17 protein-coding genes are annotated in these 20,986 nt (G+C 43.5%); 3 read left to right on the plus strand and 14 right to left on the minus strand.

The annotated features are described in order from the left end of the window. Positions 1-17 precede the first annotated feature (17 nt). From NQ565_RS08890 to NQ565_RS08920, 7 genes are all read right to left on the minus strand, one after another. The gene (locus NQ565_RS08890) at positions 18-1,784 is read right to left on the minus strand and encodes a hypothetical protein (protein ID WP_040315766.1); all 1,767 of its coding nucleotides are present in this window, start codon (positions 1,782-1,784) and stop codon (positions 18-20) included. A gap of 18 nt (positions 1,785-1,802) precedes the next feature. After that, positions 1,803-4,040, minus strand: a complete 2,238-nt coding sequence (locus NQ565_RS08895) for a hypothetical protein (RefSeq protein ID WP_005655168.1) — start codon at positions 4,038-4,040, stop codon at positions 1,803-1,805. A gap of 8 nt (positions 4,041-4,048) precedes the next feature. Further along, positions 4,049-4,609, minus strand: coding sequence for a DUF3575 domain-containing protein (locus NQ565_RS08900; RefSeq protein WP_005655169.1), 561 nt, complete (start codon positions 4,607-4,609; stop codon positions 4,049-4,051). A 9-nt stretch (positions 4,610-4,618) separates the two neighbouring features. Beyond that, the gene (locus NQ565_RS08905; RefSeq protein WP_005655170.1) at positions 4,619-5,314 is read right to left on the minus strand and encodes a DUF3575 domain-containing protein; all 696 of its coding nucleotides are present in this window, start codon (positions 5,312-5,314) and stop codon (positions 4,619-4,621) included. 33 nt (positions 5,315-5,347) lie between these two features. Continuing rightward, complete coding sequence (locus NQ565_RS08910) at positions 5,348-5,962, minus strand: hypothetical protein (protein ID WP_005655171.1); 615 nt, start codon at positions 5,960-5,962, stop codon at positions 5,348-5,350. A gap of 299 nt (positions 5,963-6,261) precedes the next feature. Next, on the minus strand, positions 6,262-7,536 hold the full coding sequence (locus tag NQ565_RS08915; protein WP_005655172.1) for an OmpA family protein: 1,275 nt from the start codon (positions 7,534-7,536) through the stop codon (positions 6,262-6,264). A 30-nt stretch (positions 7,537-7,566) separates the two neighbouring features. Then, the gene (locus tag NQ565_RS08920; RefSeq protein WP_005655173.1) at positions 7,567-8,892 is read right to left on the minus strand and encodes a hypothetical protein; all 1,326 of its coding nucleotides are present in this window, start codon (positions 8,890-8,892) and stop codon (positions 7,567-7,569) included. A gap of 136 nt (positions 8,893-9,028) precedes the next feature. On the opposite strand from NQ565_RS08920, the gene NQ565_RS08925 reads away from it, so the two are divergent. Continuing rightward, positions 9,029-10,684 (plus strand): IS1182 family transposase, encoded by a 1,656-nt coding sequence (locus tag NQ565_RS08925; protein WP_005656266.1) that lies wholly within the window; start codon positions 9,029-9,031, stop codon positions 10,682-10,684. Positions 10,685-10,947: 263 nt separating this feature from the next. On the opposite strand, the gene NQ565_RS08930 is transcribed toward NQ565_RS08925, so the two are convergent. The 7 genes from NQ565_RS08930 to NQ565_RS08960 all read right to left on the minus strand — a co-directional run bounded on the left by NQ565_RS08930 (position 10,948) and on the right by NQ565_RS08960 (position 17,859). Next, on the minus strand, positions 10,948-12,030 hold the full coding sequence (locus NQ565_RS08930) for a glycosyltransferase family 4 protein (protein WP_005655176.1): 1,083 nt from the start codon (positions 12,028-12,030) through the stop codon (positions 10,948-10,950). A gap of 7 nt (positions 12,031-12,037) precedes the next feature. Further along, positions 12,038-13,273, minus strand: a complete 1,236-nt coding sequence (locus NQ565_RS08935) for a glycosyltransferase family 4 protein (protein WP_005655177.1) — start codon at positions 13,271-13,273, stop codon at positions 12,038-12,040. Positions 13,274-13,288: 15 nt separating this feature from the next. Further along, positions 13,289-14,332, minus strand: a complete 1,044-nt coding sequence (locus NQ565_RS08940; protein WP_005655179.1) for a capsular polysaccharide synthesis protein — start codon at positions 14,330-14,332, stop codon at positions 13,289-13,291. A gap of 16 nt (positions 14,333-14,348) precedes the next feature. Then, positions 14,349-15,407: a glycosyltransferase gene (locus NQ565_RS08945; protein ID WP_005655180.1), complete on the minus strand. Its 1,059-nt coding sequence runs from the start codon at positions 15,405-15,407 to the stop codon at positions 14,349-14,351. 26 nt (positions 15,408-15,433) lie between these two features. After that, positions 15,434-16,744 carry an EpsG family protein gene (locus NQ565_RS08950; protein WP_316928870.1) on the minus strand — a complete coding sequence of 437 codons (1,311 nt, stop codon included), beginning with the start codon at positions 16,742-16,744 and terminating at the stop codon, positions 15,434-15,436. Continuing rightward, positions 16,626-17,276 (minus strand): acyltransferase, encoded by a 651-nt coding sequence (locus NQ565_RS16970; protein WP_005655185.1) that lies wholly within the window; start codon positions 17,274-17,276, stop codon positions 16,626-16,628. The genes NQ565_RS08950 and NQ565_RS16970 overlap by 119 nt, the downstream gene beginning before the upstream one ends. 421 nt (positions 17,277-17,697) lie before the next feature. Next, entirely contained in the window at positions 17,698-17,859 is a 162-nt protein-coding gene (locus NQ565_RS08960) for a hypothetical protein (RefSeq protein WP_005655189.1), read from the minus strand. A gap of 127 nt (positions 17,860-17,986) precedes the next feature. Between NQ565_RS08960 and NQ565_RS08965 the strand changes: the two genes are divergently transcribed. After that, on the plus strand, positions 17,987-18,928 hold the full coding sequence (locus NQ565_RS08965; protein WP_005655193.1) for a hypothetical protein: 942 nt from the start codon (positions 17,987-17,989) through the stop codon (positions 18,926-18,928). A gap of 31 nt (positions 18,929-18,959) precedes the next feature. Then, positions 18,960-20,939 carry a bifunctional DNA primase/helicase gene (locus tag NQ565_RS08970; protein WP_005655194.1) on the plus strand — a complete coding sequence of 660 codons (1,980 nt, stop codon included), beginning with the start codon at positions 18,960-18,962 and terminating at the stop codon, positions 20,937-20,939. The last annotated feature ends 47 nt before the right edge of the window (positions 20,940-20,986 follow it).

Raw genomic sequence — 20,986 nt, forward strand, 5'->3', positions numbered from 1 at the left:
GATGCTTATGTGTTACTTTAAAAACGGTAACTTGTTCCTATGGAAGCTCCTAAGACAAACGTATATTCTCCGCTTGTGTAGGTACGTGCCGAAGGAGTAATCTTGCCGTTATAACCTCTCAGATACTCTTCCGCGAAGATATTCCAGCGGTCGTTCAGCTTGAAGCTCTGTTGCAGACCGCCCTGGATGCCGAAGTAATTCTTGTCTTCCATTTCGTGGTGCGTATAGACGATACCGGCAAAGGCGTTGAGGTCGAATATGCGGTTCTCGCTATAATTGCCTATCATGTTGGTAAGGTTCAGCATGTAGTCGGCGGTGACAGACAGCGGATACACACCCCCGTGCTGATAAGCATACCGCCCAATCTCGATGCTTCCTCTTACGGCAGACAGCGGCGTGTACTGGCGTCCCACACCCAGGCTTATCTGTTGTCCCAGCATATCGGGAATATCCTTCATCTTCACACCTGCGGTGCGCATGGGGAAGTTGGTTCCCACGGTGGCATACGCAAAGTTATAAGGCTGGAAGAAGCCGCGTCTGGCATCGAAGTCGGCCTTTCTTCTACGGTACTGCACACCGAACATCACGCCTACATTCTGCATGTGTCTGTCCTGTGTGATGCCGCTCTTGAACGGTTGCGTATAGAAGCTCTTGCTGTATCGCGCCTCACCCGTGATACCGATTTGGTCTGACAGGAAATATACCAGTTGCATAGACCCCGTAGGACCGTGGAATGTACGAAGCTTCTTGGCATAGTCGCTGCTTCTGTGCGCCAGTGCTCCGAATTCGTAGCCGGCGGAAAGGTTCACTTCCAGTCTCGGATCGTCCACACTCGGCGAAACCAGCGTATTCAGGTTCACCAGCACTTCCGCTCTGCCGCCTGCATAGGCTTCTTCGCTTTTGAACTTGTCCGAATTGAAAGTATAGTGGAAGCCGCCGAAGCCGCTGATGCGCCATCCCAGCGGCATGAACCATTTACCAATTGCCAGTGAAGCGGCAGGACCTAACGTCTGTAGTCCGGACAGATTGTTGCGCACGGGCTTTCCGAAATCGCCCTGCGTACCGATAGCCGCTTCTATGAACATATTATCGCCCATATCTTCCGATTTCATCCTGATGGGAAGACCGGTAAAGCGGTAGGTCAGTCCGGTGTACACGCCATATCCCACGTCATACCGTTTGGGGCAGTCCGCACCGTCTATTCCGTCGGTATAGAGGTATAGTTTGGGTTCCACATACCAGTCCCAGTTTCTCGACAGATGATAGCGTGCCTGCAAGCCGCCGTGCACTCCGCCGGCTATTTTGGCATCCATACCGTCGCGCTTGCTCACATAGCCGCCTATACCCAATACGGTATACAGGCTGATGTGTGCGCCGCTTTTGTACCCGCCGATATAATCGGACAGGTTGAACAGGTGGTCCAGCTCGATGCCGCCCTGTTTCAGCTCGTCGTTGAAGCCGCCCAACAGAGACACCCGGTAGGAGTTGAATGAACTTACATCCTTAGTCAGGGCAATACCGCCGTTGAACCATGCCGGCAGTGAAGAACTGCCCCTCAGTTTGTTCACACCGCCCATTACCGACAGGGAGAAATTCTTGCCCGGCTGGCTGTTGTTCACTTCTCTTCCCTGCGGGATATACCGTTTCTGCAATACATAGTCCATTGCATTGAAAGGCCTTTCGGTGCTGTCCTTCTTCAGGCTGTCGTCCTGCGCATGGAGCATTTCCGGCATTGCCGTACATGTGCAGATGCACAGTGCCGGAATCATATATTTCAATTTCATTTTCAATCCTTATTATGGTTATAGGTTAGACATATCCATAGCTGCCTGTATGATATCCTCGTTAAATTCACCGTCGTTCTGTGCGGTAGCCACGAAGCTCTTGTCGCGTTTGAAACATTCGGACAGGGCAATCACCGTATTCATGAACTCTATCTCACCCTCTCTGGCAGACAAGGTGGCTTTGAAGTACCAGGTCAGTGCGCTGTCCTGCGGCAGTTTGGCAAGCGAAGCCTTGGCGGCGGCGTTGCCGGCGCGGTTATCCAGCGCCATGTACATCACCACTTCGTTCTGGGGCGATGAAGCCTTGATGGTTTCAAAAGTCTTGTGTGCACGTTCTTTCTCTTCCGGAGTCGTTCCGCCCTGGAAGTAGCCGCCCAAAGCCCATGTATAGGCTTTCAGCAGGTCAAATTTGCTGTCCTCCGGCAGAATCTTCACCAATACGCTGGCGTGCTCGAAGTCTCCCTTCTTGATGTACATGCACAGTTGGTTGGTCACCACTTCCAGCCGGTTCACGATTTCCGTACGGCTTCCGTCGGCATTCATGCGCGAATAGTCGGTGGAGTGGATGCTCAGGTCTATCAGCGGTTCCAGTATGGAAGTATCCACGGTATCCCTCTCCAGGTAAGAAGCCGCCAGGTTGTTGCCGGCAAGCGCCCACGGATGCTTTTGTTCCAGTGATTCCTCGTAGGCGCGGCGGTACAGAGCTTCCAGTTCCTTTTCATCGGTTATCAGTTGGAACAGCTTCCAGTATTCATAACGTGTGTAGCTGCCTTTCAGCCCTTTTTCCCTGTATTGTGCCATGACTTCCTCGTCATTCGGTTCGCGGTATATCTCGTAGAGGCAGTTATAGTTCACCACGCGGAGTTCGTCCAGATAAGGCACGATGACGGTAGCGTACCAGTCGAGTTGTTTCAGCGCTCTGCCCTGCGCTCCGATATCCTTATGCTTTGCCAGAATTTCTTTCACCTTGCCGGCTTCCGTGCTTTTGCCGTCACGTTCCAGCAGTTTCACCACTTCTTCCCACGGAGCCACTTCGGCATGCGGGTTGCGGTAAACGCGTTCCAGGGTATATTGGGGCAATATGGAGGTAATCTCCTGTTCAATCTTGCGCATACGTCTTTCGGCAAGGCTCAGGTTACTGCTGTAATGGCCGTCCGGAGAAGCCGTACCTGCCACGTGAAACTCCTTCAATACCGTACCCGGAGATTCGGCTATCTCTTTCAGCTTGTTTCTCAGCATGGCAAGGCTCTGTTTGTTTTCGGGCGTGTCCGTCAGTTGGTCGGAGTTGATGAGGAAAGACAGTTGTATCTTGTCCGACGTATTTCTTTTCTCTATCTGTGCCCTTTCCTTGTGCTGCAACGGATCCATCTGCTCCGAGAAGAGGTTGTATTGCAGGAACTTCATCGGGCGTTTGGTCTGGCACGTATTGATTTGGTACGTTCTGGAGTTCGACGCGCTGTAATCTTCCAGGTTCACGATGGCAAAGCAACTGTAGTTCCGGTTGGGGTCGGGCACAATGATGGTATCCGTCCAGTCCAGGTTCATGGCCCTTGTAGTCAGCGCCTCCGCTTTGATGTACGGACGCAGCGGGTCACGGTTCATGTCATAGCCCATTTTGCGTTCCTGCGTCAGGGCATATTCCTTGCCGTCGTATACGGACGGGCGTGCAAAGGTTATCGTATCGTTCGTTTCGCAGTCCAGTACGTACGGCTGTATAATCAGTCGCGAGAAGCGGTTGCCGAAGTAAGGCGGCAGTTTGAAGGTATTGTACGGAATCAGCATGTTTCCGATAATCTTCGGCGCTTTCGGTTCCGGTTTCAGAACCAGCCGCATGGCGGTTACGGTCACACTCTCCAGCATCACTCCTTCGTCGATGCTCACATCTATTTTCATCTGATGTCTCACTTCCTTCAATACCGAGGGCGAGAGTCCCACTTTGAAAATCAGCGCACCGTTGTCCGGAACCAGTATTTCATAATACCCGTTCTCGTCGGTGGTTGTTTTCCCTTCCTGGTCCAGCAGCAATGTTTTCTCCTGGTCGTTGCTGTCCAGTATCTTCTTCATATCCTCGCCCACGGCTACGGTCTTGGCGGCATACACATCCACCGTCACGTCCGAGAAAGGCACTTTCCGGTTTTCGGCAATGTTATATACGGTACCCGATACCTTCACCATTTTCTGCGCCAGGGCAGTGCCGGTACCGCATCCCGCCACAACCAGAAGCAGGATCCATATTTTCAATCTTTCAGTAATCATTCTCCGTATTATTTAAAAATGTAAGTACACGAAATTCCCAGTCCCATGGGCATCACCTTGTGTCCGGTGGTGTTGTAGTCTCCCGGTTCGGGCAATCCCTTCTCGTAGCGTTTCTCCCTGTACCACATCAGTGATATTCCGGCGCTGAATTCTATGTTGAAGCGTTTGCCCAGCGGCAGTACATATCCGTACACCATTCCCGGGCCTATGGCATCGCCGAAGTGGTGTGTATCCGAGAATGTGGCGTCATACCTCATGCCCTGTATGCCCAGGCCTATGAAGCTCTGCACCATTGCCCGTCCGCTCACCCAGTATCTCACTTGCGCTTCCGCACCTTTGATGCTGCAATCCAGCGGGTTCTGGTCAAGGCTGTAGAAAGCTCCCGCCATAACGCTGGTCCGGTTCGATGTCACCAGTTCCAGCGAGAAGTTCGGAGTCAGGTTTCCCCAAAGCAGTGCGTTTGTTCTTCCGGCAATGAGCTGTGCCTGCGCATTACTTGCCGTGCATGCCAGTACAGCTATCACTATCAGCCTCGCCCATATACTTTTCTTTTTACAATCTTTTGTCATACGAATCTCTTATTTTTGTCTCTGACTGTACTTGTTTCTGATAGAGCTGAAGCGGTACACGAATCCTACGCGTATATCGCTCACTACGGGGTAGGGCAGGAAATGCCTGTCTCTGCTCTTTGTACGTATCAGGTGGTTATCTTCATATTTATATTTGTCATATTCGGCATAGGCTGCTCCCACGCTCAGACCCAGATCCAGATCTATTGCGCCCTGTTTGCATTTGTATACGGGCAGCTGCCATCCGCCGGTCAGTCCGGCATGGAACATATCGCCGGCGATGCCTTTGCCCCATGCTCCGGCAAACTTGCTGTATCCGGCATAGAAGCCCCAGTAGTAGGTACGCCAGAATTTGGGAATCTTGGACTGTCCCGTCTTTACGGTAAAGGAAGGTTTGGCATATCTTTTCACTTCCAGTCTGTAATCGTTGATTTTCATCTGTATGCGTTCGTTCATACTGATTTTGGCATTGCCGTTCCATTTGGCGCCTATGCCCACTACCCACCGGTTGTCGGTAGAACTTGAAAGGTCAAATTCCACTTTGGCATTCGGCAACAGCAACAGCCAGTCCATTGCATTGGTTTCAAACGCCCACCGTTCTTTGGGCGAAATCTTTTCGGAGGTTTTCTGTTGGGCGTATGCTCGGACGCTTATCGCGCCCAGCATCGCCAGAAACAGAAACAGTACCTTTGTCCTATTTGTCATCAGTTGTCAATGTTTAGTTCTATATTCTGTATATCAGAAGTTGTAGGTCAGTCCGGCAGTCAGTGCGGCTGCACCTTCCCCTTTCTTTCCGCTGGCGCATCCGTCCAGCTTGTCCCCTACGAGATTACCTTTTAGCTCGACATTGATGTCCAGATGTTCCGATACCTTAAAGCGGTTCAGCACACCTACGGTAAGCACTCCTGTGGTGGTATTCAGTCCGGGGGCGTTGGCCACACCGCCGCCCACCAGCGGAATGAGGCTGTATGTACGTTCTTCGTCCACACCGCACCACCAGTTCAGCACGTCCACCATGATGTCGGCATGATACATCATGAAATTCCACGATTCGCTGCTTCCGTTCTTGGCTTCGCCCGAAGCGTGCATTCCGCTTATCTGCAATCTGGCGCCTAATACGGGAGTAATCCATTTACCGCCGCTTACGTCGCCCGTAATGGAAATGCGGTTTCCGAATTTCGTGTGCATGTCATAATCGCCTACGTATACTCCGGCTCCTACCGAACCGCTTACAAACCATTTCTCATTGGCCGGATAGGCCTCCATTTTGCCTTGTGCGGCAACGGTAGTCCCTGCCGAAGCAAGAACTACCGCTGCCAATATCCAAGGTCTTAGACTAAAAAAATGTTTCATTATTTCAAAGTAGTTATTAATTACTTCAATTGTATAAAATAAAAGAATAATATGTTTATATGAAGTGTTGTTCTTTGTAGAGCATGCTACGCTATTGCCTGTCACATTGGAAATTATGTGGAACAGGTAAAATGGATAAGTTCTAATGCGTGGCAAAGTTACTAACTAAAATAATAAAAAACAACTTTTTATTTACATAATGATGTAGAATAATGGCGTAAATAAAACTGTGTCAGCAAAGAATAAAATAAAACTTTGCTGACACAGACTATTTTAATTACCTATAAAGTAGGTTAGGACTATTCTTTTTCTTTCACTTCGCCGCGGCGTGCCTTTTCGGTGTAGCGCAGTTCCTTTTCAATGGTCATATCCTTGCCCAGACCATACGTATGCAGTCTTTCGGGTTCTATACCCACTTTCACGAGGAACTTCTTCAAGGCTTCGGCACGTTTCAGCGTCACTTTTTTGTTTATGGCTTCTCCGCCCGTATGGTCGGCATAGCCGCAGATGTCAATCTGTATTTCCGGATTCTCTTTCAGTGTTTTGGCAATGGTGAAGAGTTCGCGTGCATACTTGTCCGTATCCAGTTTCCATTTTCCGCGTTCAAAGTATACGGCGGGCAAGTCTTTCGGGAAACCTTTGCATACCACTACTTCCGGAGATTTTTCAAGCACTTTCTGTTCGATGTAGATAGTATCGTGCACCACTTTCGTAACGGTCTTTGTAGCGCGCTTCCACATAGGCAGATAGCCCGGAGCGTACATGATGTTGTCTTTCTTTCCGCTCTTTCCATTGCCTATTTTCCATACCAGACCCACTTGTGCGGTAAACATCGTATTTCTCTTGCAGTTGCAGATAGTTTTGATGCCGTCAAATTTGTTGTTGTTAATCCACATCATGCCGCCTTTCAACTGGGCGTCCAAATGTTTGTTGATGCGGTAACGCAATGCTACATCTCCGCCCAATCCCAAATTGACTTTGTTGCTCAGCTTATCTGCAAACCGGTTTCCACTGCCTTTTTCTTCCACTTCGGTTGAGAATTTCTGCATGTATATACCCGGAGCTACCAGTAATGCCCACCGGCGATTGCCATCGCTGCGTCGGAACAGGTTAAACATATTCACTTCAAAATTCAGTCCGAAGTTCCACATCCTGATGTCACTGCGCAGCTCTTTGTAGTATTTGGCTCCTTCCGGAAAATCTACATTGTAATAGGTTTCCGCATTTGGCATGAGGATGAAGTCGTCTTCATAATCTCGCGAACCGGCTTTGTTGGCGGCATAGTCCACAGACAGCCGTATACCGAACAACGGATTGAACTGGTATCCGCCTTGCAGTCCTATCATTCCGCCCCAATAACCGTTACCTTTGGTTACGGAACGGAAGTCTCCTGCAAAAAACGGAACACCGCCGTTAATACCTATGCTCCACCGTGAGTAATCATTGTACAAAGCTTTTTTGCTGGGATAATCCTTCCAGGGATCATCCACTTTTATTGTTTCTTGAGCCGAAGCATTCATGCCGGATAAGAATATAAGGCATGAAGCGGCTGCTATATTCTGTAACAATTTCATAATACTGTACTTTTTAAGTGATTGGATCGGTTATTTCTTTAACAGTTCAATGCAGACGAATGCCGGTTTTCCGTAGAAATATCCGTTTTCACTGGCTTGCAGTCGCACTACTACTTTGTAACCTTCGATGGAAGTAACATTCACACCCGGATTCAGATGTTGTTTCATAAATATTTTTCCGTCAGTGGTTACTCCTATATGACTGTCCATGTGGCTTACCGCAGTTCCATTTTTATCATACGCCATTATATAAGAGTATATTACATTCAGCTTTTTTGTTCCGTCATCTTTCGGGCTGGCTTTTACATCTTCACCTTCCAAAACCGGTTGTGTGCCTATTATCTCCACAAGATTATTTCCTAAGTCCTCTATATCGGCAAGAATATTGCGTTTATAGATATCCGTATCGTTAAAGTCGCTTAAGTCTGATCCGGTAGCAACATTTACTGGAATATTCTCTTGGAAAAAGTCATAATCTTTATTTCCGTCCATAACACCGTTGGGAGAGAAGCGAACTCCGCAGTATCCGCTCTGACTACAGTTTCCGTTTTCTGCGTTTTTGTTAAATACAACAGCAACCTGACATGCTAAATCTTTGGCAACAGAACTCGGCAATCCTTCCACTTCTGTGGCAGAAGCTGTTACAGTCAATGTTGCTTCATCATACTTTTCTACTTTTTCTACGGTAAACTCCGGACCAGCTTCCGCACTTCGTGTCACGGGAGTCACTTTGCGACTATCAATAGAAATGGCATCCTTCTGTTCTATCATTTCATCTATTACTGATGCAGGCATCACTTTTACATTGATTTTCAAGGTGTACTTGCTGCCATCCTGTTTCAGGAGAACGCTTTGGTTGTTGAAGTCTGGAATAATATCCATCTTTTTGATGCGATTGGCAAGTTCATCGATCTGTTCCTGCAATTTATCAATCTGACTTTGCAATTTATCAATCTGACTTTGCAATTTATCGATTTTGCTACTCAAATTTTGTTCCACTTCATTAAGCAGTCCCTGGAATTTGTTTTCCAGTTCTGTCAGCTTTTCAGCCAGTTCCTCGTCGGTAATGCCCTGATTGCCGGTTAGGTTATCTATCTGCTCTTGCAGTTCTTTTATTTTATCGTTCAAGTCATTAATCTTGTTTTGCAGTTCGGCTTTGGCGGTTTCCAATGCTTCTCTCAGTTCTTTCAACTGAGCTTCGCAATCGACATCGCAACCGCCCCCATTGTTTCCGTTCTGTAAATCCTCTATTTGCTTTTCGATAGTGGTAACCCTTTCTTCAAGACTGGTTATCTGCTCCTTAAGTTCGGTGTAACTGTTTTCTCCCGCTTTCAGTTGGTTACGGATGATTTCCAATTGACCGTCATAATCTTTTTGGAAGGTGTGTCAAAATGCACACCTTCTGTTTTTTACGCACAAAGCCCCGACTTTCACAAGCTGGGGCTTTGTTATTACCTAAAGATTTTGTATCTTTAAGCATAAGTTCTTTACTATGACAAAGATACATTTTCGTCCTTACAATCCCAACCAAACCGTTCTTTTTCCTCAAAGAATTGATGAGGATATTGCAGAAAACGATCCGGTGCGCATGGTTGACGCCCTGGTTGAGGGCTTGAATCTTGAAAGTTTCAGAAAACTGTATAAGGAATGCGGTCGCAGCCCTTACCACCCCAAGATGATGCTCAAGGTCATTCTGTATGCCTATATGAACAACATCTACTCCTGCCGGAAAATTGAAAAACTCCTTCACCGTGACATCCATTATATCTGGCTGGCCGGATATGAGAAACCGGATTTCATTACCATCAACCGTTTCCGCAACCGGGTGAAGAAGGAAATTAACGAAGTGTTTACGCAAACCGTACTTCTTCTCTCTTCCAAAGGCTTCATCAGCCTGAATGTGGAATATATTGACGGGACAAAGCTCGAATCCAAAGCCAACAAGTACACTTTCGTCTGGCGAAAAACGGTTGAGCGGAACCGTGAACGCCTGATGAAGAAGATACATGTCCTGTTAGGGCAGATAGACGATGTCATTGCTCAGGAGAAGTCATCAGAGAACAATGAGGAAGTTGAGTTCACTCCGGCCATGCTGACTGAAATGGCAGGAGAATTGCGTCATGCACTGGAACAGGTTTCCGAGCCATCCGCGAAAGAGGAAAAGACTGAACTGAAAAAGAAACGCAAACAGCTGAAGGAACTGGAAGAACACAGGGACAAACTGCAGGAATACGACTGCCATCTGGAAACACTGCAAGAGAGGAATTCCTATTCCAAGACGGACAAGGACGCTACTTTTATGAGAATGAAGGAGGATGCCATGCGCAACGGACAGACGAAGCCCGGTTACAACCTTCAAATCGGCACCGAAAATCAGTTCATCACCGATTTTGCACTCTTCCCGAACCCTACGGATACACTGACCCTGATTCCTTTCCTGCAATCTTTTTCAAACAGGTATGAACGGATGGCCCATACGGTGGTTGCTGATTCCGGCTATGGCTCCGAAGAGAATTACCGCTTCATGTCCGAAAACGGCATGGAAGCCTACGTAAAGTACAACTATTTCCACATGGAGCAGCGGCCGAGATTCAAACCGGCCCCGTTCAAGGCCGAAAACTTCTACTACAATGAAGAACATGACTTCTGCATCTGCCCTATGGGGCAAAGGATGCGGAGGATAGGCACCAGGAATGTGAAAACCGCATCCGGATATGTCAGCGAAAATGCACGGTACAGAGCTGTCAGGTGTGAAGGTTGTCCCCTGCGATGCCGCTGTTTTAAAGCAAAAGGAAACAGGACGATAGAACTGAATCATAGGCTTAGACAATACAAGCGGAGAGCCAAAGAACTGCTCTGCTCTGAGAAAGGACTGAAACACAGAGGGCAGAGATGCATAGAACCGGAGGCCGTGTTCGGACAAATTAAAAACAATATGAACTACAAACGTTTCCGACATTTTGGAAAGGACAAGGTCTTCATGGACTTTGCCTTCCTAGCCATTGCCTTCAATATAAAAAAAATGTGTGCAAAACTGACAAAAGAAGATACGAAATGGCTGATTGGATGGTTTTATGAACTTACTGTCGCTTTATTTAGATGCTGGAGACACATAAATCAAAGAAATCTTCGAATTATCGCAGCTTAAAGAAAATGAACAGATTTGTATAGTGATGAACAAAAAAGAGGTGCATCGTGCATTACGACACACCTTCTTCCTGTTAATAGTAGCATGACTATAAACAGAAACATTTTTGAATTTCTTTTCATAACTAATTTTGTTTTAGGGTAAAACGTTTGATATTTTGTTCTTCTTTTAAGCTACATACCAGCAGTGCGCCGTTCCATTCGGCAATGATTATTGATTAATATGTTTGGTGAGAATCATTTGCTGATCGATGTAGATTGTGTTTATAATTGTTTATAGACACTTGCCACTTCATCTGCAATCCTTTCCCAGTCATATTTATTCATATCATATTTAATATGTTCGAGAGGTGAATTGATAATGTTTTGGAGTTTTGAGGCTAATTCATCAACATTTCCACAGCGAAAATAACTATTGTCAGATAACCCTACTTCTTTATTTGCAGGAATATCACTTACTACAACTTTCACGCCATAGCTCATAGCTTCGAGTAAAGCAATAGGAAGGCCTTCGTGTGAAGAAGGCAAGCAATAGCAGCGGCAGTTAGTAAGGAGTGAATGGAGTTTTCTCCCTTTGATGAATCCTGTTAATATTACGCCATTTTCCTTTGCTTGTTTTTTTAATGAAAGTGAATAAGAGTCTTCGAAATCAGTATCACCTGCAAGCACCAATTTGCAGTCTGCTGTGTCAATCTTGCTATAGGCTTCTACGAGATGGTGTAGATTTTTTTCTGGTACGAATCGACACATGCCAAGAATATATTTTCCTTTTTCGATACCAAGTTCTTGAAAGTATTCCGGGTAGTCGCAAATATCAGGTTCAGATACACCATTGTATATGAGATGCACCTTTTTTGTGCGGTTATATTTGTGCGCAATTAGTCTTCTGATAACATCTGAAATAACAATTACATCATCTGCAAACATGCATCCTATCCGTTCACCAAGCTTTAATATAATTTTGGCAATTCTTCCCCATTTGTCACGGTCATAGTCAGGACCATGATGAGTAAATACGACTTTCATTCCTAACAGTTTTGCGTATGGGACAAGTAAAGCGTTACCAATAGCATGAACATGAATGATATTAGCTTTCTGTCGTCTTGCTTCATTAATGGCACGATAAGTGTGAATTATTGCTTCAAAGGATTTTTTCTTGGGAGAAGGGATTGTTATGAGTTTTACTCCATTCCAATCTTTTAAATCATCATGTACATAATTAGATCTTCGAATTATCGTTATGTCAAATCCACGTTTTGCTATGCGGGGGAAAAGTTCTTCACAGTGTGTTTCAACTCCCCCCATTATATTAGGGATGCCACGGGTGCCTATTACTACTATTTTCATAAAGTATTTATTCTTGTTTTAAAAAATGGCTATAAAAAGCTATAAGTCTTGGATAATAGTTTTCAAGACTTAGATTTTCATGGGCAAATTCTAACGTTCCTGCACTTAATCTTTGATATGCTTCGGGAGTCAGAGAAAATATTTTTTTGATAGTTTCCTGTAAATTATCACTATTACCTGTTGTGAATTGATATCCTGTTTTTCCATCAATGATTATTTCTGGTATGCCACCAATTTTTGCGCCAATAACGGGAGTGCCAACAGAATAAGCTTCAATGATAGTCATAGGATTGTTTTCATACCATTCTGATGGTACGATAACAAAATATGCATTTTTTACTAAATCTATAAGCTCCAATCCACGTTTATAGCCAAGAAATTCAACATTGTTCATGCTGTTGTTTGAGACAAACAACTTTAACTCTTTTTCTTTTGGGCCTGTACCAACAATTTTTAAATTACATTCGGGTAGTTCTTTGAATGCTTTAAGTAGTGTTTTTACTCCTTTTTCATAAGAAAGACGACCAAAGAACAGAAAATATTTATTTGTTGGTATTTGTTTGGATGTGGTAGCAATGGAGGTTGTAAAATTGTAAAGTGTGATATTATGTGTTTGTCTAACTTCAGGCATATATTTTTCTTGAATTTCTTTAGCAAATTTACTTACATACAAGAAACCGTCAATATATTTTGCAGGGTTAAAGAACCAATTACGGAAATATTGTTCAGCTGCCATTACTGCACTCATTGCCTTGCTTCCTTTGCAACATGTGTGGGTAAAACATTTATAAAAATATTTGCCTTTACAATCCTCACAAATTATTCCTTTTCCGTTACGAAAAGTATAAGCAGGACAAACGATACGATAATCATGTACTGTAAATAAAATGGGGATATTATATCTTTTTAAAACAGGAAAAATAGAAGGAGTTATCTGTCCCCATAATAAATGAATATGTGCGATATCAGGTTTTTCATCTTTAACTAGTTGCTCTATTTTTTGCGCTGCTTCAAAATGATAAAAGTAATTTATTACGTTTTTTACAGTTTTGAAGAATCCGGTTCTAGTTGCTTTGGATTCAGGAAAATATTTGCTATAGGGGGAAGGGTTATTCTCTTTCCATTTTAAACAGAAGTATACAACTTGATGTCCATGCTTTTCCAATAATTTACCTGTATTGAAACATACTGTTTCTGCGCCACCTTTATTAAAATTATATACGTCTATTAGAAGTATTTTCATTTATATAATAATATTTTATTGTAAAGTTTGCTCTTGTTTATATTGATTCAATGTTCCATTTATTAGCAAGCCATAAAAAGTGGGCTTACCGTTAATCTCTTTTGGAAAATATTGTTTCCATGTAAGTTTATACAAAAATGTATTTTTACTGATTAGTTTCCATACGTTAGGATCGTATGGCTGTCCTAGCACTTTCCACAACTCGTCGCAATATGGATTATTGGGTGGAATTTGCATAAATAAATCAGCTAATGGCTTAATATGATTTTGTGCAAGTACAATAGCATAATCCGTTAGTAGATAATCAATAAGATGATCGTAGTGTTTCCAATAATTGTATAAAAAATCTCTAATAACTGCATATGCCCAACGGTTTTCGTAACTGCATCCTAGTGAATAATTTGCAAAATATCCGCTTGCAATGGAACAGTGTAAATAATCTGGGCGTTTAATGGACCATAAAGGTAATTGCATATAATGTTCAAAACTTTTTCCCGTACAAAAGAATGTCGAATCAATCCATATTCCTCCATATGTTGATAAAAGGTTTAAGCGTAATAAGTCTGAATATATTGTTTTAGATATGATACCATGTTTGCGCTTTTCCTCTAACCAATCAGGAAACTTTACATATTGCTTATAGTTCTCATCTGTAATGATTAATACTTCATATTTTCCGGAATTACGTTTGATAGATTCAACACATGTTTTTACAATTTCAGGTGCATTGTCAAGTCCTTGCCACCAACATACCCAAATCTTATTTCGCATTTTTTCATCACATTCTGGCATTGTATTTAGGTATTGGTAGTTATTCCAATATGAGCTAAATTTTTTCTCTAAAAAATTTAACATTATTTGATGCTTGTATAATAATCTATTTTTAACGTTTTCAGGTTCTTTGAATCCGTTTCGGTTCATAATTTGAATATCAATCTTTGCACGGAATGTTACTAATGCCGCTTTCCATGAAATAACTTGTGCTACATCATATGTTGCTTTTAACTCTTCGCATATTCTGTGAAATATACGCTTAAAAGTATTATGTTTTTGTTTCATATTTATTTGTTTTATGTTATTTGAAAGATATAATAGGAATGAGGCTTTGTTGTATTATTTTTTCCCATTGCCATTTTTCCATAGATTTGCGTATTGTTTGGCTGTTGTATTCTCTTCTGTGTTGATAGGTATCATATAGAGCTTTTGCAAAATCAGAAATTGTATCATTGATGAGTATACCGTTATTGGAATGAATGACTTGTCTATTTTCATAGGTATTTGTTGCTATAGTATATAGGCCAGATAAAGCATATTCAAATGTTTTTGTTGGAGGCTGATATTCATAACATTCAAGTTGGGGGATATAAGATATACCTATATTATGGGTATCAAGAAAAGGTTTTAATTCACTGTACGGTAGTCTACCATATGTGTGTATAGTGCTTTCTAACTTTTGCATATGTATATAGTTCTTTATTTCATAAAGTTCCTCGCCATCTCCAATAATGCTATATATAAGAGGTATTTCTGGATATTTGTCTTTAAACATTTTCACTCCTTTTACTGTATCAATAATATGTCTATTACTTAAGGTGCCCATATAAAGAAGTTTTAAACAATTAAAGTCTTTATCTGTATGTGAAATGATATCAGCACCGAGAGGAAGGATGAATGTAGGCAAATTTGTTTTTAAGTGAAGTTTTTGTTTAATGCCTTTGGATATAAAAGAGGCACTATCAAATACATTAACCGCATGTTCTATACTTTTATTTTCTATTTGTTGTTGTTCTAGTGATTTGTGTACAGATAATGTTCGGATATCAATATGCATTTTTTTGAAGGGTAGAATTTTTTTTAGCCAATGACATTTTGGAAAATAGACAGTAAAAATCTTACCTTTATAGAAGAGGCAGTATAGAATACAAGTTATGAGAAAACGGACATTCTTAAATAATTTTCCACCGGATGAAGAAACATAAATGATCTTTACTTGAGGGATTTCTATTTTTTTGCGATGTTCATCAAAACAGATGTATGTAATATTAAAATGGCAATGCAAATATTCACAATATTTTAAAGTGTCTGTAAGAATGCCTAATTGTCCTCTATCAATAATTAATAGTTTTGTTTTCATTTTACTGTTTTGAATTTTAATCTGTTTTAAAAAAAAGATACAGTGAAAGGGGCATCCCAAATAAATGCGGTCTTATCTGTAGGCGGAAAGAATAAGTATTTAAGGAATTCATATGCAAACCATACGAGAAAAATACTTACTAATTTGTCGAATTTACTCCATCGGGGAGTCTTGTAATGTAGCACAAGGGATACTGGAAAAATCCATGAGTAAGCTAATACTTGTCCTATTCTGTTTAGAATTTCAAGGTTCCTGAATAGAGAAAGGATTGAAATCCCTATGAAAAAAGAGTTAAATAAAGTAGCATTTATTGATTGCCCTACTCTATGACATAATATTGTTTTGTAACCCAAATATAAAAGTGCAGATGTTCCTAATGCTTCTATAGCTTGTACTGCTACATTTCTAGTATATAGTTCATTCATTCCTTCTGAAGAAAACCACTTAGATGAGTTTTCTGCATAGGCAGAAGCTAATTCATTATGTCTTGAAAAAATATCTAAAATAGGTTGTAAAATAGAAAAATCAAATATTTTAGGAAGAACATATACGCACAGCAAATAAATTGGTATTGTGATGCTGTAGTGCAAAGGCTTATGCATAAAGATATACAATCCTGTTACTATTAATATGTTTACAATATTTGCAGAATGTATGTTTAGACAAATAATCCCCCAAAAAATACATAGGAAAATAGATTTTTTATTTTTTCTCCATATATGTTTTACACTTTTAGGCTTTATTTTAAATAGGCTATTCATGTATAGAAAGAAAAAAGAATAGCTGAAAGCTTGCCTTATCATATATTCTTCGAATTGCATATATGCCATAATGAATAATGGAAATATCCATTTGGCATAGGCTTTGTATTCTTTTAGAAAATGTGTGGCGCATAAAATAAATACAAAAGAATAAATAAGGAATACGCTGTATGCATTAAAGCCTAATAACTTAGCAGTATCGTTGATACCGATAAAAAGGAAGCCTGTTGTATCAGGTGTATCTCCATTGAATACTTCGATGTAATGTTGGTAGTCATTTCCTCTCATATATCTGCAACCCTGTACTAAAGTGAATAAGAGGATGCATGGTAAAGTTGCAGATTTATATGGGGCTCCTTTTGATATCCTGTTTCCGCAATAAGTGAAGCAAGATAGAAGTATTATATTAATTATTAGATAATCTAAATCAAAGTTCGGCATATGGGATATTGCTCTTTTATTCTGATATAGAATCTTTACACCAATCCAAAAAATTTTCGTACGAAGTAAATTTGTAGGGGGGGGGGAGAAGGTTAGGTTTTCCGTCGTAATAGATTGATTCTTCGGATAGCTCATCTTTATAGGGATATCGTCCGTATCTTTGATAAAAATACATGACATTCTCTTTGGCTTCTAAAGGTGCCACTTTTAAACGTTTTGCAAAATATTCATCCAATGAGCAGATTACTTTACAAGGATTTCCTACGGCTACGCTTCCAGAAGGAATATCATGTGTCACTGTAGAACCAGCGCCGATAATACAATTATCTCCTATATTTACTCCTTTAAGTACTGTCACATTTGCCCCAAAATAGATATTGTTCCCTATCGTTACAGCACCGCTTGAATTTAACATTTGGTTATATTTACCTATAAATACACGTCCTCCCCAATCATGTGTATATATGTGGAAGTTTACATTCATGTCAACCCTATTACCTATACTGATAAGCCATGGGCGTGTGAGATCTATATATGTAGTACGAGGCTCTCTGAAAATGCAGTCATTTCCTATTTTTATACCTTTAGACTTTAAAAAAGAAATATAACTATCTGAAGAAATATAATGTTTTTGCTTCAGAATAAAACGGAAGATTTTTTTGAGCATAATTTAGTGTTGTAGAAATTTCTGATATTTGATTACAATATCTTGTTCTTACGTAGATTTTTTAAAGAGATAAATGGCGTAGCAATTGCGGACAAATGTATTGTAATTATGCTTACAATCGTTTGTTTATATATTGTATAAAATGTGTACGCTACGCTTTCGCTTATCCCATGTTCAAAGGATAAACGAAATCCAAAACAATAATTGATAAATGTCCTGCAAAATTACAGATTAATCATAAAAAAACAAAACTTTCCGAAGAAAAAAGCATATGAAAGAGGTAATGTATCTTCTTCGGAAAGTAATGATTTTTACTCTTTCAGCTTAGGAAATAAAGTCTTTACCCCTTCCCGATAGATACGTTGTGCGTTTTCCGGCGTTGTGAACTCTTTAAATGCGCTCAGAATGATCTCGTAGCTGTCTACCTCATAATTATGGAGCCCTTTTTTATGTCCTCAAGATAGTTTTGCTTCATGTGACAGGTGGAACGGAATGCCTCTCTTCGGATATCAAGCTGTTCCAGTTCTTTTTTGAGGAATGCACCGAATTCCGGATGATCGGAAATAAATCTGTTCGATTTCATAATAAATTTGTTTTAGTTAATAAAATAGAAATATTTGATTCCTGTACCTACATAGTGGGTACAGGTAATTTGGGTACAAAGGTATACCTTTGCAACAGTTTTTAAAACAAATTAAAATATAAATGCTATGAAAGCACATAAAACTACTCTTTCCGTACGGGAGCTGCAAAAGACCATAGGGCAGTGGAAAAGTCGGAAAATTACGGATTCCACCATTGCAAAGCTGTTGGAACTGATGTTGGGGATGACCGCTTACATGAACGAGGATGCGGTTTATCCCGTGGAGAATTTCTATGATATCAGCAAGGCGCTGAAGTTTAAGAACGCGCGGTATCTGGTGGAAGCGGTCAGGCTGAGCGGAGCGTTCGGCATCGTACCCGGCGACAATGTGTACGGGATGAGTTCGTTCTATTCCTGCCTCTGGAAAGAGAAGGAAAAAACGGATGATTCCGCGGAAACTTTACCGGTAACTTTACCGGTAAAATTACCGCAGGAGGATATATATAATATATATACTATACAGGATAATAAGAATAATACCTCCTCCGGAAGGATTTCTTCTGCGGAAAAAAGCCTGGAAGCCGCACGTAATTTCTTTCACCTCATCAACAAAAATCGGGTGGATAAGATGCGGATTTTAACTCCGCTCATCGACAGCTTCCAGCAGAAGGAGGGACTGGCGCGCGAAGATGCCTGCGCCAACGTGGTGTACCTGGTGAATGAATTGTTGGTACCTTACTTCGCAAGCCAGGAACGCTTTATGAAATCCACCCATGTCGGGCGGCTGTGCTGGCTGAACAACCTGCTGAAATCCGCCGGCGGACTGCGGATGCTGAAAGATGCCGCGGATGCCGGAAGGCGGAAACGGTTGCAGTGCATTGCCGACATGCGGGGTGAACAACGCAACAACCACCCGCTCAGCGAGTTTGAGTGGACGGATAAGGAAAGCGGCCTGCGCTTTTACGACGACCCGCTGGAAGGGATGGTGAACATACCGGACAATGCCCCGCCCCGCCCGGGAGCGGGAGCGGAGTGGAACGTGCTGAGCGGAGAATGGGGAGAGTTTTGATTTATGAGTTATAAATTATAAATTTCGGAGGATGAAGCCGTTTTATTATTTGAGTGATTTTCCCGAGCGTAGAAGAGCGGGGAAGAATTATATAGCAGAGTGTCCCAAGTGCGGGAAAAAACATCTTGCCATTTCGCGCGATACGGGATTGTACTGCTGCTTTTATGCGGGATGCGACTTTCACGGGAAGCTGAAGGACTTTTGGACAGAGCGCAGAAGTACGGGGTGGCAGGATGCCGGGAGTCCGGCGGGAGCTTCGCCGGTGGCAAAGGGAAGTGCCGGGAAAGGAGAGACGGGCAGTATGGTATCGGCAGGCGGAGGGAACGCCGCATTTGAGGTATCGATGCTTCCCGAAGACTACAAACGGCTGTCGCCTGAGGTAATCGCCAAAATCAAGCCGCTGACCGATGACCCGGAGACCACCGATACCGGACAGCTTGCCGCCCGCCGTTATCTTGCCGATATGGGAATCTCATTGAAAACAGCCATCGATGCACGTATCGGCTGCCTGGTGCACCGCTGCTTCGGAGGCAAGGACAGCAAGGACGGAAAGGATAAAAAGAATGCTGCGGGGATGATGTACCAGTGCATCGCCTATGTGAACTATATCAACGGGCAGCCCGTCAATGTGAAGTACCGCTCGTGCGATGCCACCGCTTCCGGCTATACCAAATGCTGGAGCCAGGATTCGCCCACCATACCTTGCCCGCCTTACAACATCGACTGTATCAACCCGCTGCTGATTGCCGAAGAGAATATTCCGCGCCTGATTGTCACCGAAGGGGAAAGGGATGTGCTGACTTTGCGCGAGGCGGGCTACCCGTATGTCATCAGCGTGCCCAACGGCGCGGCAAGCGACCTTTCCAAAGGCTTCGAGGCTTTCCGCCCCTGGCTGGACCGGGTGCAGGAGCTGGTGATTTGCGGCGACAGCGACCTGCCCGGAAGGACGCTTGTGAAGCATCTTGCCGACTATTTCGGTACGCGATGCCTGTTCACCGTCCTGCCCGGCGGCTGCAAGGACATATCCGACGTGCTTGTGGCGTACGGCGCCGATGTGGTGCGTGAGATTATCGGTTCGGCATGTCCGCACCGTACGTCGGACATCATCACCGTGAGCGAACGTGCGGATGAGATTATGAACGTGCTGAACGGCAATTACGACCACGGCTACGATGTGGGTTACGGTCCGCTTACCGACCGGGTGTTCCATCCAACCGACCAGGGCGGACTGATAATTGCCACCGGAAAGCCCAACAGCGGCAAGACGGATTTTCTGAACGACCTGACCTGCCGCCTCATGGCCAAGACGGGACGTAACGTGTGCTACCTCTCCTTTGAGGTTCCCGACAAGAACAAACACATGGCAAATCTTATCCGCCTGATGCTGGGCAAGGTGAACACGGCGGCATACACCCGCGAACAGTTGCAGCCCATCGTCTCTTTCCTGGACGGGCACATGGTGCACCTGGACCTGCACGAGGTTTCGCCCACGCCCGCCAACATCATAGAGCGCGCGGAGCGGGTGAAACGCGCCATGCCGCTGAAGTACCTCATCATCGACCCGTACCTCTTCATGGAAATGGAAACCGGACGCTACAACACGGAGACGCAGGCCATCAAGGGCATGCTGACGCAGATGCAGGCGTGGGGGCGTAACAACGGTGTCTGGGTGATTATCGTGGCGCATCCCCGCAGCCTGAAAAAGCTGAACGGGAAGAACGAGCTGGAGGAGATAGATATGTACACCATTTCGGGCAGCGCCAATTGGGCGAACCTTGCCGATTTCATCTTTTCCATAAGCCGCATCGAGGAACCGGACAGGCGCTATACCCGGCTCGATATGCTGAAAGTGCGCGACCAGGATTTGTGCCGGACGGGAAGCGTGCTGTTTGTGAGGCAGCCGTGCGGGCGGTATGACGAACGGGAATCGGAGGAGCAGATAATGACCGAGATGCAGGGGAAGGTTCTGGATAAGGACAGGCTGCCGTGGATGGGGCTGGTAACCCCGTGAGTTTGCTCTTGAAAGACCGGGTGTTTGCTCCCGGAATGCCTCATGTT

It is taken from the genome of Bacteroides stercoris ATCC 43183, from assembly GCF_025147325.1.
GTDB classification, from domain to species: Bacteria; Bacteroidota; Bacteroidia; order Bacteroidales; family Bacteroidaceae; genus Bacteroides; species Bacteroides stercoris.

What these genes read in the sequence shown, in the direction of transcription:
- NQ565_RS08965 (WP_005655193.1), top strand. Translation starts at nt 17,987, where the DNA reads ATGAAAGCACATAAAACTACTCTTTCCGTACGGGAGCTGCAAAAGACC.
- NQ565_RS08935 (WP_005655177.1), bottom strand. Translation starts at nt 13,273, where the DNA reads ATGAAAATACTTCTAATAGACGTATATAATTTTAATAAAGGTGGCGCA.
- NQ565_RS16970 (WP_005655185.1), bottom strand. Translation starts at nt 17,276, where the DNA reads ATGCTCAAAAAAATCTTCCGTTTTATTCTGAAGCAAAAACATTATATT.
- NQ565_RS08970 (WP_005655194.1), top strand. Translation starts at nt 18,960, where the DNA reads ATGAAGCCGTTTTATTATTTGAGTGATTTTCCCGAGCGTAGAAGAGCG.
- NQ565_RS08900 (WP_005655169.1), bottom strand. Translation starts at nt 4,609, where the DNA reads ATGACAAAAGATTGTAAAAAGAAAAGTATATGGGCGAGGCTGATAGTG.
- NQ565_RS08950 (WP_316928870.1), bottom strand. Translation starts at nt 16,744, where the DNA reads ATGAGCTATCCGAAGAATCAATCTATTACGACGGAAAACCTAACCTTC.
- NQ565_RS08910 (WP_005655171.1), bottom strand. Translation starts at nt 5,962, where the DNA reads ATGAAACATTTTTTTAGTCTAAGACCTTGGATATTGGCAGCGGTAGTT.
- NQ565_RS08905 (WP_005655170.1), bottom strand. Translation starts at nt 5,314, where the DNA reads ATGACAAATAGGACAAAGGTACTGTTTCTGTTTCTGGCGATGCTGGGC.
- NQ565_RS08895 (WP_005655168.1), bottom strand. Translation starts at nt 4,040, where the DNA reads ATGATTACTGAAAGATTGAAAATATGGATCCTGCTTCTGGTTGTGGCG.
- NQ565_RS08915 (WP_005655172.1), bottom strand. Translation starts at nt 7,536, where the DNA reads ATGAAATTGTTACAGAATATAGCAGCCGCTTCATGCCTTATATTCTTA.
- NQ565_RS08925 (WP_005656266.1), top strand. Translation starts at nt 9,029, where the DNA reads ATGACAAAGATACATTTTCGTCCTTACAATCCCAACCAAACCGTTCTT.
- NQ565_RS08940 (WP_005655179.1), bottom strand. Translation starts at nt 14,332, where the DNA reads ATGAAACAAAAACATAATACTTTTAAGCGTATATTTCACAGAATATGC.
- NQ565_RS08960 (WP_005655189.1), bottom strand. Translation starts at nt 17,859, where the DNA reads ATGAAATCGAACAGATTTATTTCCGATCATCCGGAATTCGGTGCATTC.
- NQ565_RS08890 (WP_040315766.1), bottom strand. Translation starts at nt 1,784, where the DNA reads ATGAAATTGAAATATATGATTCCGGCACTGTGCATCTGCACATGTACG.
- NQ565_RS08945 (WP_005655180.1), bottom strand. Translation starts at nt 15,407, where the DNA reads ATGAAAACAAAACTATTAATTATTGATAGAGGACAATTAGGCATTCTT.
- NQ565_RS08930 (WP_005655176.1), bottom strand. Translation starts at nt 12,030, where the DNA reads ATGAAAATAGTAGTAATAGGCACCCGTGGCATCCCTAATATAATGGGG.